The organism is Methanocellales archaeon (genome assembly GCA_028715985.1).
GTDB lineage: Archaea > Halobacteriota > UBA148 > UBA148 > UBA148 > UBA148.
On record JAQUQR010000004.1, the window covers coordinates 92,457 to 108,115 of the forward strand.

At 45.0% G+C, this 15,659-nt stretch carries 20 protein-coding genes; 17 read left to right on the forward strand and 3 right to left on the reverse strand.

What is annotated here, in order from left to right; all coding sequences use genetic code 11:
- Positions 1 to 8 precede the first annotated feature (8 nt).
- The 12 genes from PHI74_05160 to PHI74_05215 all read left to right on the forward strand — a co-directional run bounded on the left by PHI74_05160 (position 9) and on the right by PHI74_05215 (position 6,148).
- Positions 9 to 440, forward strand: coding sequence for an RNA-binding domain-containing protein (locus PHI74_05160; protein ID MDD5485391.1), 432 nt, complete (start codon positions 9 to 11; stop codon positions 438 to 440).
- Positions 424 to 1,086: an RNase P subunit p30 family protein gene (locus tag PHI74_05165; protein ID MDD5485392.1), complete on the forward strand. Its 663-nt coding sequence runs from the start codon at positions 424 to 426 to the stop codon at positions 1,084 to 1,086. Before PHI74_05160 ends, PHI74_05165 begins: the two co-directional genes overlap by 17 nt.
- Positions 1,083 to 1,442, forward strand: a complete 360-nt coding sequence (locus tag PHI74_05170) for an Rpp14/Pop5 family protein (GenBank protein MDD5485393.1) — start codon at positions 1,083 to 1,085, stop codon at positions 1,440 to 1,442. Before PHI74_05165 ends, PHI74_05170 begins: the two co-directional genes overlap by 4 nt.
- 71 nt (positions 1,443 to 1,513) lie before the next feature.
- Positions 1,514 to 2,254: an archaeal proteasome endopeptidase complex subunit alpha gene (gene psmA, locus PHI74_05175; GenBank protein MDD5485394.1), complete on the forward strand. Its 741-nt coding sequence runs from the start codon at positions 1,514 to 1,516 to the stop codon at positions 2,252 to 2,254.
- 9 nt (positions 2,255 to 2,263) lie between these two features.
- Positions 2,264 to 2,965 (forward strand): ribosome assembly factor SBDS, encoded by a 702-nt coding sequence (locus PHI74_05180; GenBank protein ID MDD5485395.1) that lies wholly within the window; start codon positions 2,264 to 2,266, stop codon positions 2,963 to 2,965.
- Positions 2,962 to 3,630: an exosome complex RNA-binding protein Rrp4 gene (gene rrp4 / locus PHI74_05185; protein ID MDD5485396.1), complete on the forward strand. Its 669-nt coding sequence runs from the start codon at positions 2,962 to 2,964 to the stop codon at positions 3,628 to 3,630. The genes PHI74_05180 and rrp4 overlap by 4 nt, the downstream gene beginning before the upstream one ends.
- Positions 3,627 to 4,349 carry an exosome complex exonuclease Rrp41 gene (rrp41, locus tag PHI74_05190; GenBank protein ID MDD5485397.1) on the forward strand — a complete coding sequence of 241 codons (723 nt, stop codon included), beginning with the start codon at positions 3,627 to 3,629 and terminating at the stop codon, positions 4,347 to 4,349. Before rrp4 ends, rrp41 begins: the two co-directional genes overlap by 4 nt.
- Complete coding sequence (gene rrp42 / locus PHI74_05195; GenBank protein ID MDD5485398.1) at positions 4,342 to 5,160, forward strand: exosome complex protein Rrp42; 819 nt, start codon at positions 4,342 to 4,344, stop codon at positions 5,158 to 5,160. The genes rrp41 and rrp42 overlap by 8 nt, the downstream gene beginning before the upstream one ends.
- Complete coding sequence (locus PHI74_05200) at positions 5,126 to 5,407, forward strand: 50S ribosomal protein L37ae (GenBank protein ID MDD5485399.1); 282 nt, start codon at positions 5,126 to 5,128, stop codon at positions 5,405 to 5,407. The genes rrp42 and PHI74_05200 overlap by 35 nt, the downstream gene beginning before the upstream one ends.
- A gap of 3 nt (positions 5,408 to 5,410) precedes the next feature.
- Entirely contained in the window at positions 5,411 to 5,548 is a 138-nt protein-coding gene (locus PHI74_05205; protein MDD5485400.1) for a DNA-directed RNA polymerase subunit P, read from the forward strand.
- A 1-nt stretch (position 5,549) separates the two neighbouring features.
- Positions 5,550 to 5,786 (forward strand): KEOPS complex subunit Pcc1, encoded by a 237-nt coding sequence (locus PHI74_05210; protein ID MDD5485401.1) that lies wholly within the window; start codon positions 5,550 to 5,552, stop codon positions 5,784 to 5,786.
- Complete coding sequence (locus PHI74_05215) at positions 5,783 to 6,148, forward strand: prefoldin subunit beta (protein ID MDD5485402.1); 366 nt, start codon at positions 5,783 to 5,785, stop codon at positions 6,146 to 6,148. Before PHI74_05210 ends, PHI74_05215 begins: the two co-directional genes overlap by 4 nt.
- A gap of 195 nt (positions 6,149 to 6,343) precedes the next feature.
- Here the strand turns inward: PHI74_05215 and PHI74_05220 are convergent, their stop codons facing one another.
- Entirely contained in the window at positions 6,344 to 7,852 is a 1,509-nt protein-coding gene (locus PHI74_05220) for a 2-isopropylmalate synthase (protein MDD5485403.1), read from the reverse strand.
- 50 nt (positions 7,853 to 7,902) lie between these two features.
- Between PHI74_05220 and PHI74_05225 the strand changes: the two genes are divergently transcribed.
- Positions 7,903 to 8,346, forward strand: coding sequence for a universal stress protein (locus tag PHI74_05225; GenBank protein ID MDD5485404.1), 444 nt, complete (start codon positions 7,903 to 7,905; stop codon positions 8,344 to 8,346).
- Positions 8,347 to 8,398: 52 nt separating this feature from the next.
- Positions 8,399 to 9,325: a GTP cyclohydrolase MptA gene (gene mptA, locus PHI74_05230; GenBank protein ID MDD5485405.1), complete on the forward strand. Its 927-nt coding sequence runs from the start codon at positions 8,399 to 8,401 to the stop codon at positions 9,323 to 9,325.
- Here mptA and PHI74_05235 read toward each other — a convergent pair.
- The gene (locus PHI74_05235) at positions 9,322 to 12,111 is read right to left on the reverse strand and encodes a DEAD/DEAH box helicase (protein ID MDD5485406.1); all 2,790 of its coding nucleotides are present in this window, start codon (positions 12,109 to 12,111) and stop codon (positions 9,322 to 9,324) included. The genes mptA and PHI74_05235 overlap by 4 nt on opposite strands.
- A 383-nt stretch (positions 12,112 to 12,494) precedes the next feature.
- Positions 12,495 to 13,229, reverse strand: coding sequence for a metallophosphoesterase (locus PHI74_05240; GenBank protein MDD5485407.1), 735 nt, complete (start codon positions 13,227 to 13,229; stop codon positions 12,495 to 12,497).
- Positions 13,230 to 13,423: 194 nt separating this feature from the next.
- Between PHI74_05240 and PHI74_05245 the strand changes: the two genes are divergently transcribed.
- From PHI74_05245 to PHI74_05255, 3 genes are all read left to right on the forward strand, one after another.
- Positions 13,424 to 14,272: a DNA glycosylase gene (locus PHI74_05245; GenBank protein MDD5485408.1), complete on the forward strand. Its 849-nt coding sequence runs from the start codon at positions 13,424 to 13,426 to the stop codon at positions 14,270 to 14,272.
- Positions 14,269 to 14,907 (forward strand): 2,5-diamino-6-(ribosylamino)-4(3H)-pyrimidinone 5'-phosphate reductase, encoded by a 639-nt coding sequence (locus PHI74_05250; GenBank protein MDD5485409.1) that lies wholly within the window; start codon positions 14,269 to 14,271, stop codon positions 14,905 to 14,907. Before PHI74_05245 ends, PHI74_05250 begins: the two co-directional genes overlap by 4 nt.
- A 139-nt stretch (positions 14,908 to 15,046) precedes the next feature.
- Positions 15,047 to 15,604 (forward strand): endonuclease NucS, encoded by a 558-nt coding sequence (locus tag PHI74_05255; GenBank protein ID MDD5485410.1) that lies wholly within the window; start codon positions 15,047 to 15,049, stop codon positions 15,602 to 15,604.
- Positions 15,605 to 15,659: the final 55 nt, after the last annotated feature.

Below are 15,659 nucleotides of genomic sequence, written 5' to 3' on the forward strand. Positions count from 1 at the left end.
ATAGATAAATGATTCGTAATATACTACTCAGAACGTTTGCACATGCCACAGAAGACATATCCCGCGTGAAATCCTCTCTAACATTATTCTTATCAGAGGGCTGCGAAATTAAGACCACAATGACGAAAGGTCACTTTGGGAACCCAATTACGGTCTTGGAGGCGAATTTAGATCCAGAATATCATCAGTTGTTTCTTGCTGTTTTGAGAAACTTACCCAAAGCTGAACTGTTACAGTTGAAGGATGAACTAAAACGACACATTGATGATGACTGCAATTTTTATATCAGATTTGATAAGCAGGCGGCATATAGGGGTGATGTCAAGCTAGCTCAAACTGATGATGCAGTTGTTGCTAAAATGAAAATTATTTCCTATCCGGCTCGTAGGGAAAATGCGATTAGGTTCATGGAGGGGTTATTAGATGCCCAATTATTATGATCTCAATGTGCATTCTTCTCCTGAGGACCCACCTGAACGGTTGGTTTCAGTGGCGAAAAGATATGGTTATACCGCCATTGCCATCACAAATCATTCGAATTTGGGGGGTGAAGTCACTGGCGAGGGGGTCATTAGTGGTATTGAAATCGTGGCTGATACAATCTCAGGGCTAAGGAAACAGATTGAGATTTATCGCCCCAAGGTGGATGTTTTGCTCGTTCATGGTGGCGATCCAAAGATCAATAGGGCTGCTGTTGAAAACTCAGAGGTAGACATCCTTGCACATCCTTCCCATCATTTCAACCATATACTAGCTGAATTTGCTGCTGAGAACGAAGTTGCCATTGAGTTCAATCTTGATGAGATCCTATACACAAGAGGCATCCCTAGGGTAAGGGCACTTTCTGCTTTTCAAAGAAATCTGAAGCTTGCAAGAAAATTCGACGTTTCAATGACCCTAAGCAGTGGTGCCAGGTCCCAATACGACCTAAGGGCTCCGAGGGAGTTAATTGCCTTGGCTGGTTTGTTCGGTATGAGCGAGAGTGAGGCAGTTTGGGCGCTCAGCCAGACGCCCTGGAACATCATCACGCGCAATCGTAAAAAAAAGCTGCCGGGATATGTGATGAATGGCGTGGAGTTATTATGAAAAACGTGCCCTCCTCAATGCGTGAAAGAAAAAGGTATATAGCGTTCGAGGTTCTGTCAGCTGGAAAAATAGATCGTAGTGAGCTGATCAATGAACTATGGTCCTCCACATCGTCGCTTCTGGGAGACGTTGGCTCCAACTCATGCAACTTATGGGTGCTCGACTTTGATGGGAGGAGAGGCATCCTGAGATGTGCTCATGATAGGACTGCCATGGTAAGGGCAGCACTTGCGACAATCAATCGTGTTCATGGGACAAGAGTGGGAATTCGCGTCCTAGGAACCTCAGGAACAGTGAAAAGCGTAACAGAAAAGTTTATGCGACAAGTGGACCATTCTAAAGACACCATAAATTGATCTAATATGTGGTAAAACTATTTATGGAAAGTTGATGTATGATGGTAGGTATTTATGAAAGGTGATGCATTATGATGGGGCCAGTACAAATGGCTTATGATAGGGCTATAACGGTTTTCAGTCCGGATGGGCGATTGTTCCAAGTGGAATATGCAAGGGAAGCTGTGAAAAGAGGAACAACTGCGGTCGGTATAAAGGCAAAAGACGGAGTTGTCCTCCTAGTGGATAAAAGAATTACCAGCAGGCTGCTTGAGCCGCCATCTGTAGAGAAGATATTTCAGATAGATGATCACATAGGTGCGGCTGCATCTGGTCTGGTGGCAGACGCCAGGATACTGATCGACAGAGGGCGTGTAGAGGCTCAGATAAACCGGGTGGTTTATAATGAGTCCATTGGTGTGGAGACTCTGGCCAAGAAGATTTGTGACCATATGCAATCTTACACTCAGTTTGGTGGCGTCAGACCATATGGAACCGCAATGCTCATAGCGGGCATCAATGGCGATTCCATCTCCCTTTTCGAGACGGATCCATCTGGCACATTACTGGAGTACAAGGCGACTGGTATAGGGGATGGGAGGAACACTGCCATAGAGGTTTTCGAGGAGCAATATAAGGACGATCTTGACCTTGATGAGGCCATACTACTAGGGCTTGAAGCCTTATACAAGGCGACAGAAGGAAAAATCGATGCGCAGACGGTAGAAGTCGGTATCATCGAATCCGAGATTAGGCTGTTCAAAAAATTGGCGCCAGAAGAGGTTAAGGTTTACGTCCAGCAAATTCTCGACCGTCACGTTTCTAAAAAATAGGCGGTTTTAATGGTCACCCTTGATGAAGCCGTAGTTGCTAGATATAAAACTCATGGATTACATTTCGAAATTTTAGTCGATCCAGAGGCAGCATTGGCGTTGAAAAGAGGCGAAGACGTGAATATCGAGAAAATATTGGCTGTAGAAGATATATTTGAGGATGCATCAGCTGGGGATCGAGTTGCAGATGATAAGCTTATGACAGTCTTCGGGACGACCGAGGTGTACGCGATCTCCAAGGAGATAATATCTCATGGGGAGATCCAGCTCACATCTGAGCAAAGGAGAAGGATGCAAGAAAATAAACGCAAGCGGGTGATAGATATAATAACGAGGAACGCATTTAACCCGCAAACGCGCGCTCCGCATCCCCCCTCCAGAATAGAAAAAGCTATGGAGGAGGCAGGCATCCATATCGATCCCTTCAAGAGCGACGATGAAATGGTCAACGAGGTTATGAAAAAAATCAGGCCGATAATACCCATTCGTTTCGATGAGGTGAATATAGCGGTCAAGATTCCTGCTGAATATGCTGGCAAATCCTATGGTGCAGTCCAGGGCTTTGGACAATTGGTGAAGGAAGAATGGCAAAGTGACGGGTCGTGGGTAGCTATAATAAAAATTCCCGCCGGCATACAGGGTGAGTTCTACGACTTGGTGAACAATCTCACAAAGGGTAATGCCGAGACCAAATTGATGAGGCAAGCATGAAACTGGTTATTCCCGGTGACTTACTTTCTGATGATGTCAAGCGGGCAGGGGAGGGCACATATGTTGCAGGTGGAGAGGTACATGCATCGGTATATGGAATCTTAGATCAAAAAGAGCTCAGGGTTATTCCCCTATCTGGAAAGTATATGCCACATACTGGCGATAATGTGATCGGAAAAGTGGTTGACATCAGCTTTTCAAACTGGGTCGTCGACATCAATTCGCCTTATGAAGCGCTTCTGCACATATCAGAGCATCCGGATCGCATATATCCGTTTGATATGGGTCAGCATCTTGATATAGGTGATTTGTTCATTGCAAAGGTAAAAGATGTAGATGCTACCATGAGGGTAGACCTCACGGTGGAAACGTTCAATCCACTACGAAGTGGTAGGATAATCCAGATCTCTCATACCCGGATACCTCGGGTGATAGGGCGAGGGGGCTCCATGATTAATTTGCTGAAAAAGGAGCTGGATTGTAACATATTTATCGGTCAAAACGGTCGTATTTGGGTCAATGGTAAAGAGGATGATATGGATCTAGCTATCCAGACTTTGTTAAAAATAGAGCGAGAATCGCATACGGCTGGACTAACAGATATAGTTAGGGATATGATAAAAACAGCGAAAAGAGAAAGGAAGGAAGGGAGAAATAGAGTATGAGTGATAAGCCCAACAAACTTATAGAAAACGGAAAAAGGCTCGATGGAAGAAAGGTAGACGAGCTTAGGCCTATCAGGATGGAGGTAGGCGTTCTAAAGCGAGCGGATGGCTCTTGTTATATGGAACTTGGCGGAAATAAGGTAATTGCCGCAGTATATGGACCTAGGGCAGTTCATCCACGCCATCTTCAGGAAGCCACTCAGGTGATCCTTCGCTATCGATACGATATGGCATCTTTCTCTGTGAAAGAGAGGAAAAGGCCTGGACCAGACAGAAGGTCGATAGAAATATCTAAGGTGAGCAGAGAAGCCCTAGCACCTGTAATCCTAAAAGAATATTTCCCTAGGTCAGTCATAGACATCTTTGTGGAAATACTGCAAGCGGATGCAGGTACGCGGACAGCTGGAATCAATGCCTCATCAGTTGCATTGGCAGATGCGGGCATTCCCATGCGAGGTATCGTATCTTCATGCGCTGTCGGGAAAGTGGACGGAGAGATCGTTCTAGATTTGACAGGTGCAGAGGACAATTATGGGGAAGCAGATATGCCGATTGCGATGACACAGGACGGTAAGGTCACTCTATTGCAAATGGATGGTCACTTGACCAAAGAAGAATTTACAAGGGCAATTGAGCTGGCTAAAAAAGGCTGCAAAGAGATATATGAAGTGCAGCGAAGTGCACTGATCTCAAAATACGAAGGTGTTAATAATGTCTGATGATATCATTGCAGAGATTAAGAGGGATTATATTTACAATCTTGCCAAGAAGGGCAAGCGAGTGGATGGGAGAGCCTTTGACGAATATCGCCAAATAGGGGTTGAGACTAGGATTATAGATAATGCAGAAGGCTCAGCAAAAGTCAAAATAGGGAATACCCAGGTCGTCGTGGGCGTAAAGATACAGCCTGGCAAACCTTTCCCGGATACACCCGATCAAGGTGCAATCATCACGAATGCTGAGTTCGCTCCGATCGCATCGCCCTCCTTCGAGCCAGGTCCTCCGGATGAGAACGCTACGGAATTAGCAAGAGTTGTGGATCGTGGTGTGAGAGAATCAGGGGCGATAGATTTGACAAAGCTGTGCATTACTGAGGGCGAGGATATTTGGACGGTCTTCATTGATGTCTACGTGCTTGACCATGATGGAAATCTTATGGATGCATCAGCATTGGGTGCCATTGCTGCTTTGTTAAATACAAAACTTCCAAATGTGAGGTACGGGTTAGGTGAGGAAGATGTTCCGTTACCAATAAATGATCTTCCAGTCGCTATCACAGCTGCGGATATAGATGGGGAAATCATACTCGACCCGAGTTTGGATGAAGAATTAATCGCATCCACTCTGATCACGATCATAACAGGCAAGGACGGCTCCTTAGCTGGAATACAAAAAAGCGGAATGGGACCTCTAACATTTGATCAGATCTTTCATATTACAGATCTTGTGTATAAAAAGGCAAAAGATATAAGGGAGAAATACTTGGAGATAGTTGATGACCAGAGCCGGGAAGAAGGGAAAAAAGACTAGATCTGCAGGGCGTTTTGGGCCTCGATATGGGCGAAAAGTTAGGAAAATGGTAGCAGATATTGAGGATATCATGCATTCCGCGCATGAATGTCCACAATGCGGTAGAAAATCCGTATCTCGGGTTAGCACTGGCATTTGGTCTTGTTCGAAATGCAAAAAAACATTTGCTGGAGGCACCTATGCTCCTCAAACGCCTATGGGGAAATCCATAAACAGGTCCCTGGCAAAAGTTGAAGAAGAGGCGTAACCGGTGTCCTACAAATGCGCTAGATGCAAGCGGGAGGTAGAAGTTGACCAGGAGTATGGCGGAATTAGGTGCCCCTATTGTGGACATCGGGTGCTTTTAAAAGAGCGCCCCACAGTAATCAAGCGAGTTAAAGCTAGATGATATGACGACATATAGCGAGTTCGAGATTGAATTAAGGGAACATGCAGACATCATCTATAACTCGCTGCTTCCTGAGCTAAGAAATATACCTTCGCAGAGATCCAATATCAGTTTGGCTCTTGAGGGAGATACGATCAAGCTTCGGGCAGAAGCAGAAGATATAGTCTCTCTTAGAGCTTTACTGAATACATGGTTAAGGTTTATTAAGGTCGCATATGATATGGTTGTGATAAAATGAGTACTGAATTACCTCCACAGGTCCAACATCAATTGGCACAATTGCAACAAGCACAGCAGCAAGCTCAGGCTATGTTTGGGCAGAAAACCCAGGTAGAGATGATGCTTCGCGATACAGAGCGGGCGTTAGAGGAGCTGGAGAAGTTGGACGACAAGGCAGCGATCTATAAAATCGTCGGCGAACTGCTCATTAAATCGGAAAAAAGTGCAACTCAAGTGGAGTTGGCAGAGAAAAAAGAGACCCTTGATCTAAGGCTAAAAACTCTGGAAAGACAAGAGAAGCGAATTCAAAAGAGACTTCAAGAACTACAGGAGCAGCTGCTACCCTTGTTGCGCAAAGAAGGCGAGAAGAGGGCAGGTTGAGGATTGATCATATTTATTATTTAATCCCTAATCGAAACCGTTCTTGATAAAAATTGATAACTGTACTGTATGGATCATACCTTGGGTTTTTGCGGTGCGATAATGGGCTGAAAAAGCCTGCGGGCAATATCACCAATCAACAAACAAATGAAATGCAATTGAGAACTGTAAAAAATTCTGAGCCCAGTCTAACGGTCATCCTTTCTTTATCATCAGCCTATTTATGGCGCTTACCAATGCCTCAACCGAAGCCATTACGATATCTTCTCTGGCGGCTCTTGCGGTCACAATATTGCCTTTTTTATCCTCCACTCCGATGATCACCTCTGCCAGTGCATCAGATCCGCCGGTTATTGCCTCTATCCTAAAGTCTCGCAGCTTTATGCTTGCATCCTCACCCAAGATCGTCTGCACCGCGCAAAGAGCGGCATCTACCGGTCCGACTCCAGTTTGGGCGCCAATCTTTGGTTTCCCATTAACGACTGCTTTTATGGATGCCGTTGGTGTGATCTTGTTTCCTGTCATGACCGAGACCTCTTCTAACACTATTGCCTGCTCTCCTTTTGCGACCTCACCCATGATTACCTCCGCAATGGTATACAGGTCCGCATCTGTCACCCTCTTTCCTTTGTCGCCGAGGTCCTTAATTCGTTGCATTATCTCTGCTAGTTGGCCATCTGTCGGATTTAGCCCCGCACTGGTTAGCATTTGTTTTACGGCATGTTTGCCAGCGTGTTTGCCTGCCACTATTCGGCGCACATGTCCAACCATCTCGGGCGTCATAACACCTGGCTCAAAGGTATCGGCTCTCATCAAAACGCCATGTGTATGTATCCCAGATTCATGGGAAAATGCATTATCCCCAACGATGGGCGTATTTGGAGGAACTTGAATTCCCGACAGCCTTTCTACCAATCGTGATGTTTCCACCAAGTATTTCGTTTGAATGTTCGTTCTCAATTTATAAATCGAGTGCAAGCTCATTACAGTCTCAGCAAGGTCTGCATTTCCTGCTCTCTCTCCCAGACTGTTTACGGATGTCTGTACCTGACGAGCACCCGCCTCTACCGCCGCTAGGGAATTCGCTACAGCCAGCCCGAAATCGTTATGACAATGTACATCGATGGGAACTTTCACGGTGTTATAGACCTTTTCGATCAACTCTTTCATGGCTGAAGGATATGTTATGCCAACGGTATCTGGAACGTTGATAGTATCAGCTCCCGCCTTTTCGACTTCTTTGTAGACCCTGAGCAAGTAGTCAGTGTTCGTTCGAGTGGCATCCATCGCCGAGAAAAGACACTCTACCCCATGCTCTTTGATGTATTCTACCGCCTCTACGGCCAGTTGCAATACTTCTTCTTTGCTTTTCTCTATCGTATACTGAATCTGAATATCAGAGGTTGGGATGAAGGTGTGTACTATGTCCACATTGCAATCAAGGCATGCATCGATATCGGGTTTATTTACCCTCGCTAATCCGCATATCTTGGCATGCAATCCAGCACTTACGACACTCTCCACAGACTTCTTTTCACCCTTTGATGAAATGGGAAACCCCGCCTCTATTATGTCAACGCCTAATTTGTCTAGTTGGCGAGCTATGAGGAGTTTATCCTCGGTTTTTAATGAAACTCCTGGCGTTTGCTCTCCATCCCTAAGTGTAGTGTCAAAGATCTGGATGTGTTTGTGCATGTGCATCATGTATATCATCAATTGGATTGATATAGTTTATAAATTTGTGGATTAAAAATATGGTCGTTGGCCTAAATACATCGGGGCTGGAGGAGATGAAAAAAATTTTAATCGCATATGACGGATCTGAGGATTCGAAGAGGGCCCTTGATTGGGCAGTGGAATTGGCAAAATGTACCGAGTCCAGCATCACCATTCTGACGGTAGTGCCCTCTGCTATGAGAATGTTTGCTTTTGCTGATATAGTCACCCCAGGTACTTTTAAGAGTCAAGCGCTAAACATGGTGCAGGAGGCAGCGAAGCGCATTCAAGGCATTCCAGTCACATGCATTCTACGAGAGGGCGACATAGCGGACGAAATTCTGAGGACATCTGAAGATTTAGGATGCGACTTAATCGTTATGGGTCGCAGGGGACTTGGCAAAATAGACCGATTCTTGCTGGGTAGTGTCGCCGAAAAGGTTGTCAAGCACTCCTCAAAAACGGTCTTAATGGTGAGGTGACTCATATCGCAATCCTTATTGTTTGAGACGAATGATAAAATGAGGAGTTATCGTGGTTTTACCAGACATACAAGCAAATAGGCCAGAAGTCTTAATAAACCTAACAAGGGTAGGCGTTACAGGAGTTAAAAAACTTGTAGAAGTCGCTCGAAAAGAAAAGAGATCGATCATCCTCCTCTCAACGTTTGACATCTTCGTTGATTTGCCGCCTGATAGGAAGGGCGCCAATTTATCACGCAACTTTGAGGCGATCGATGAGGTGCTCGAGGAGGCAACTTCCTCGCCAGTCTACGATACAGAAGAACTCTGTGTTGTAATTGCACGGAATCTTTTAAATCGGCATGAATATGCTTCTCGGGCAGAGATAAAGATGCGCAGTGAATATATAGTGAAACGAAAGACACCTGCTACAAATGTTAGGTGCCAAGAGGTCGTAGACATTTTTGCAGGGGCCATTGCTACTAGATCGGACAGGAAGATCAGAAAGACCGTCGGCGTGGAAGTGGTTGGTATGACCACATGCCCTTGCGTGCAGGAAATCATGCGTGAGAAGGCCCGAGATGAGATGGAGAAGTTGGGCATTCCCCCTGAGAAAATCGAATCCTTCCTCGATAAAGTGCCCATGGCCACCCATAACCAGCGAGGGCGCGGGTTTATTTCCATTGAAGTACACGATAGTTATGAAGTTCGGCTTGAGAGACTGATGGACATTATCGAGAGTTCGATGAGCTCTCAAATCTACGAATTGCTGAAAAGATCGGATGAAACCTTCATAGTAGAGACCGCGCACAGAAATCCAAGATTTGTGGAGGATTGCGTGAGAATCATGGCACAAAAGATCGTTCAAGAATTCAAGGATTTGCCAGATGACTCCCTTGTGACCATCAGACAGACGAACGAGGAAAGCATCCATCAACACAATGCGTTCGCAGAGAGGATTGCCACGTTGAAAGAGCTTAGATACGAGCTTTCTGTTTAATCGTGCCAGAACCTCTTGGTTTTAGTGTATTCTCTTTCTGCCATCAGAATCTCTCTGTAAAAATCTTCCTCATCCCTTAATCTGCGGATCACCCTAGATGCGCTCTTGGGTCCGAGCCCCCTGCTTGCTAATGCAATGACCGCAGTTTTTCCATGGGATAGGACGAGATTTGCATTCCCATACACTCTCTGGACCCGTTTTTTATCCTCTTCGGATCTAAGTTTATCAGGGCGCTTGGTGATTTTTATTTCTTCTTTCTCCCAAGGTTTTAGTGCAGCTATCATCCTTGAGTTACAGAGTGGGCATTCCGGCCTTTCAGGTACTTGTTTGACCTTACGTTGAGAAAGCCATTTTTTACAGTTTACGCAGAAAAGTATGATCCTATCGTTCATGATCCGCTCCTTTAGCGCAAGTAAAATCGATCCATCCGCTTTTTCAGGAGCTATCAGTTCCTTGCTGGATTCTCGGCCTGCAAGTCCAATCGGGCTAACTCCAGATGTAACAAGCTCAATCTCTCCAGAAAGCATTTTTTCTAGGACACCCTCTGTCTTGGGAATGTTTAATTTGTCTAGGAAGATCTCCCTCATCGTTGCATCATATAGGGGGGTGTCAGTGAAAACATCAAGCAGTTTGTCGTCAACGAACCGGTAATCTGTATCGCGGCTAAAAACTCCGAATTTTCTTGCGACATGGACCATCTTCCACTTGAAAAGCGCGGTGCTCTTAAGTGTCATTTCGATGATTGGCTCGATATACTCTGGCTTTATGTCCAGTATCAGCTCCTTTATCTGTCCTGCGGAAAGTTTTCTTGGCAACTCGAGTTCAATTCTGTAGGGATCGATTTCCATTGCCACGCTGCTGCCAAAGCGTGCGGTTAGCAATGAGACGATCACTCGCCCCAGCGTCTCGTTCACCTTATGCCCAAAACAGGCGTTTATTATTATCGTTCTGTTTTCACATTCGATGACAGCACAACTATCCGTCGGAATCGGGTAGTTGCCCTCGGTTTGTTCTTGGACGAGTTTTATCAGCTTTTTGGCAGTGCTGGCATCAGTGGGATAAGTCTTCATGAGTTCCTCGGCTGCATCCTCTTTCTTTTCTAGCATTGAAGCCACTCTAGCTCGGATGCGTCCAACCTCTTGCGCCACCTCATAAGGGACGGGAATTTCCTCTCCGATCCAAGAAGGAATTTCTCCGCTTGGGTCTTCAACTGGCTCCACTTTTATCTGATCTTCAGCCATCTCAACTACCCGCCACATATCCCCCTTCGTGATGAAGGTCGCTCCAGGAGATGCGAAGTTGACCACAAATGCCTCATCCAAGGTCCCAATAAAGCGCCCACCGATGACGTCATATATGTCATAGTTCTTCTTGTCAGGGATCATGGATAAGTTCTCATAGAAGTACTGCCTTGTTCTGCGATTTTGCCCTAGGGTATTTTCATCAAACCAGATGATTCGTTGCTCTTTTAACTGCTGGATGATTTGAAGCAATAATTCATGTGTGATTTTCCTGAAAGGATAGGACCTACGTATTATGGAGAAAATTTTTTCAAGGGAGACATGCCCAAATTGAAGAGCCATTCCGCAAATCTGGTTTGCGAGCGTATCGCCTGCATCGTGTAGTTCTATCGATTCGATTTCATCTTCATAAGCTCTGCGTACTATGGCCCATGCTTCTGCAATGTCATCTGGGTTGGTGGCTATGATCGTTCCCTTTGAGGTCTCACCCACCTTATGTCCCGATCTGCCCACTCTTTGCAATAAGCGAGTCACCTGCTTTGGTGATGCATATTGTATCACCTGATCTACCTTGCCTATGTCGATGCCCAGCTCCATCGAAGACGTGCATATCAACGCTTTCAGGTCACCCCGCTTAAATGCATCCTCTGCCTCAACTCTCATCTCTTTTGATAGAGAGCTATGGTGCACGCCTATGTTGGAACCAAGCATACGAAATCTTGATCCAAGTGCTTCTGCAGACTGACGCGTGTTCACGAAGATTAACGTGGATTTATGTTTCTCGATAAGGTCGCTCATGCAGCTTAGATGGGCCACTATCTCTGGGTCAGTCATCATTCTTTTCGCCTTTTTTATGTCCTCGGGCGATGCACTTGGGATGATGACTTTGAAGTCGAGCAATTTTGATATGGACACCTCAACGATTTCTACATCCCTATCCGCCCCTACCAAGAATTTTGCAATCTCCTCCGGCGAGCCAACAGTTGCAGACAGTCCTATTCTCTGAAATTCTCCTGCAACTTCAACTAGTCGCTCCAATCCGATTGCGAGTTGAGCACCCCGTGGGGAGCTGGCTATTTCATGAACTTCATCCACGACTACATAAGAAACATCCGCTAGGTTTTCACGCAGTCTTTTTCCTGTTAGCATCGCTTGTAATGTCTCTGGTGTTGTGATCAGCATGTCCGGGGGATTCGTCGCTTGTCTCCTTCTTTCATGGTCTAGGGTGTCTCCGTGCCTAACGGCAATATCAATGCCGAACTTAGTGCTCCACCATTCCATTCTCTTGAGCATGTCCCTGTTCAATGCTCTGAGCGGAGTGATGTATAATGCGGAAATTCCTTTTTTATCTCTCCGGAGAAGATGATGAAAAATTGGTAGCACGGCAGACTCAGTCTTACCAGAGCCCGTGGGTGCGATGAGAAGGACGTTTTTACCTCTTAACACTATGGGGATGGCTTTCTCCTGCGGTTCAGTGGGCACTAAAAAATCTCTCTCTCTGAGTGCTTCTTTAATCCTTGTATCCAGAGGGTCAAATGCTGTCATCATGTTATATTGTATTATATTATATTGTTTGCAATGACATCATGATCCTTCTGATAAGTAAACTTATTCTTGTCAGCATTGCTATATGGAGACTATATGGGTCATCAATCATTCGAAAGATATTCGCATTAGGCTCAAGGATACGCCCATCTGTTATGCTATATCAAAACTGTGAATGGTGCAGTCTGTGAATGCACTCCTTGTGGTACTTTTATAGATAATAGGTGGTTAGAACTTCTTCATCACATTCTAGGGGCGCCCACATCTTCTTCTCTTCTTTTATTTTTATATCTCATGGATAGTGGCATCCTTCATAATAGTTTTCAATTCAAATGTGGTAGCAGGATCAAGGATCGCTACAAATATCGATTGTGGACAATCCTTTAAACTCTCAGATTTCTGATTTTCCCGATATAGGTTCCATCCAGTAAGTATACCTCCGCACTATCTAGCTTGATTGCTCCTGAGGTGGACATCGGTCCCACTAAATCCTCATGTGAAGCCTCGTTAAAGGGTATTCCGCCGCAAAGTTCATTAAATGCAGGCATTATCGTCAAGCATCGTGAGATATTTTTATCGGCTTTCATGGAGTAGTGTTTTCTTATTACATTCTCATCAAAATTCACCCTAATCCATGCTGGTACGACTTTCCTGTAGCCCAGTCGGTCTGTAAACCGCACTGAAGGATGATTGTGCGCCATCACAACGTGTTTTGCGGATAGAATTTTGGCATATGGCCAAGCATGCCCATGAAAATACCCTATGTCATCCCTAAGAAGACCTCTTGAGCTATGGAGTGTGATACCAGCGCCCTTAGGGATCAAAAAGCCCAGATCTCCATCATGGTTTCCTGGAACTATGTCTATTGGTGCGCGTTTTGCCAATTCCCCCAAGAATCTGGGGATATCGCCCCGCTCTTGATATGAAATCAGGGGGATATTGTGCTTTACATCTCCGAGCAAGAGTAACCTATCTGGGCCCGTTTTTTCAATATAATCGATTATCTTAGCCAGTTGTTTCTGTGTTTGGCTGGGAATTTTGATTCCACTTTTATAGAGCTCATGCTCTATCCCGATGTGAAGGTCTGCAATTACCAATGTTTTAATTTCATTTTTCACGACCAATACGGGCGCATCTAGAAGAGGCTCTATGCTAATGCTCTCTTCAAAGCACTTTGGGCTCGTAGTACCACTTCTCCATCACAACATCTCACAGCATACAGCGCGATGATTATCAATCGTCTCAATTCTTTCAGGAAACATTCCAGAACACCAGCATATTAATGATTCAAAAGCAATAAAAAGTCATTGGAATGAAAACGCATACTATACCTGTCCATAATTTCGATCTCGATCATACGTTGCGATGTGGTCAGGTTTTTAGATGGAGAGATGATAAAGACAACTGGATTGGTATAGTAGGCAATTCAGTAATCAAGGCGAAACAGGCAGGGAATCGTTTAATCGTAGAATCCGATCTCGATATTGGCCATGTCACGAGCTACTTTAGGCTTAATGATGATTTGGATGGCATCTATCAATGCATAAACAAGGATGCGATGATGAACGAGGCCATCGCTATGTACCGGGGCATGCGAATAATCAAACAAGACCCATGGGAATGTCTCATCTCTTACATCTGCTCAAGACAAAATCGAATTGAAAAAATTGAGAGAACCGTTTTCCATCTCTCCAAAAATTTTGGAGATGAAATCCATTTTGACAATAAAATTTTTTATACCTTTCCCAAGCCAGATGAGCTTGCAAAAGCAAGTTTAGATGATTTGAGAAAGTGTCAATTTCGTTTTGGGGATAAGCAAGCAGAGGAGATCAAAGGAATAGCTCAACTGGTATCTGAAGGCGGTTTTTGTCTGGAACGATTAAGAGAACTCGATTATGAAAGCGCTAAGGAAGAGCTGATGTCACTGGAAGGAGTGGGGCATAAAGTTGCAGATTGCGTTCTTTTATTTTCTTTAGATGAGCTCGAGGCCTTCCCGGTAGATGTTCATGTAAGGAGAATTGTACAGCGCGATTACTTCAGAAATAACAAAATATCGGATAAAAAACTCAGGGAATGGGCAGGGCGATATTTTGGCAAGTATGCTGGCTATGCGCAGCAGTACCTGTTCTACTACGAACGCACCAAGGAGATGCAAAGATGAAATCCAGACCATTCGTATTCATTAATGCAGCGATGAGCGCAGACGGAAAGATTTCCACATATGGGCGCAGTCAAGTAAAAATATCGGGCTATGCTGATATGAAGCGGGTTGATGGGCTTAGGGCGGGCTCGGATGCCATAATGGTGGGCATAGGCACGGTTTTGGCCGACAACCCCGGTTTGACCGTGAAGTCAGGAGAGAAGAATCCGATTCGAATAGTTGTGGACAGCATGGCGAGGACGCCCGTAGATGCTGAGGTCATCTCCAGAAAAGGCGGTCCAACGATCATTGCCATGTCCAAATCTGCGCCCTCTGAAAGAGTAGCAGCGCTGAGGGAAAAAGCAGAAATCATCGCTATGGGTGATAAGCATGTCTCCTTGTCTGAGTTACTTGCGGAATTGAAGAACCGCGGCATTGAACGGCTGATGGTCGAGGGTGGCGCAACGCTTAATTGGAGCCTGATCTCCGAGGGGCTGGTAGATGAAATCTATGTCTACATAGGGAACATGGTCATCGGCGGCAAGACTGCACCCACGCTTGTGGATGGAGTTGGCTTAAGAGAGCCGATGAAACTGGAGCTGTTAAGCGTTGAGAGGATGGATGAGGGCGTTTTGGTCAAATGGCGCTTGATTTGAATAGGGTGGAATAAGAGCGCTTGTGGGGAGAGTTGCCAAAAAATAAATAGTTAGGATATAATATCAATTTGTAGCTGTAGCAATATATAAATTAAGTTTGGATGGGGGAGTTGTCTGCCATTGCATGGGTGAGAACTAAATGAATCCAATATCAGAAAATCAAAAAACCGAAATCATTAGCTTAATGCGGGAAGGTAAATTAAACAGAGAACAGATTGCTGTGAAAGTCGGAGTATCTCCAGGGACGGTTAGTGCAATAAAAGCTCATTTGACAATGGGAACTTATGCTGAACCTTCTGAGGCTGAAGAAGTCATCGATGCTATGGAAACAACTTTTGGACTTGAACGTGATCTCCAAATAGCCCTACGTTCTAACATTCAACAGCTTGAGCAAGGACTCAAGATCATTGATGAAGGAAAGGAACTAACAACTGAAGCAGGTAGAATTGATATTACAGCCGAAGACCAGCAAGGTGCAATTGTAGTCATAGAACTGAAAGCAGGTTCTGCTAATCCGGATTGTGTTGCTCAAATACTGTCCTATATGGGTGCTCTTAGAGAAAAGGAACAAAGGCCTATCCGTGGCATTTTGGTGGCGGGGGATTTTCCACCGCGTGTAGTCTTTGCAGCTCGCGCAGTACCTAACCTTCAATTAAGGAAATACACTTTTAGGTTTTCATTTGAGGAAGTTAAATGAGGAACAAATTGGCAATGGCAGATAACAAGCGAGTATGCGATTCGCTATTGCTTGC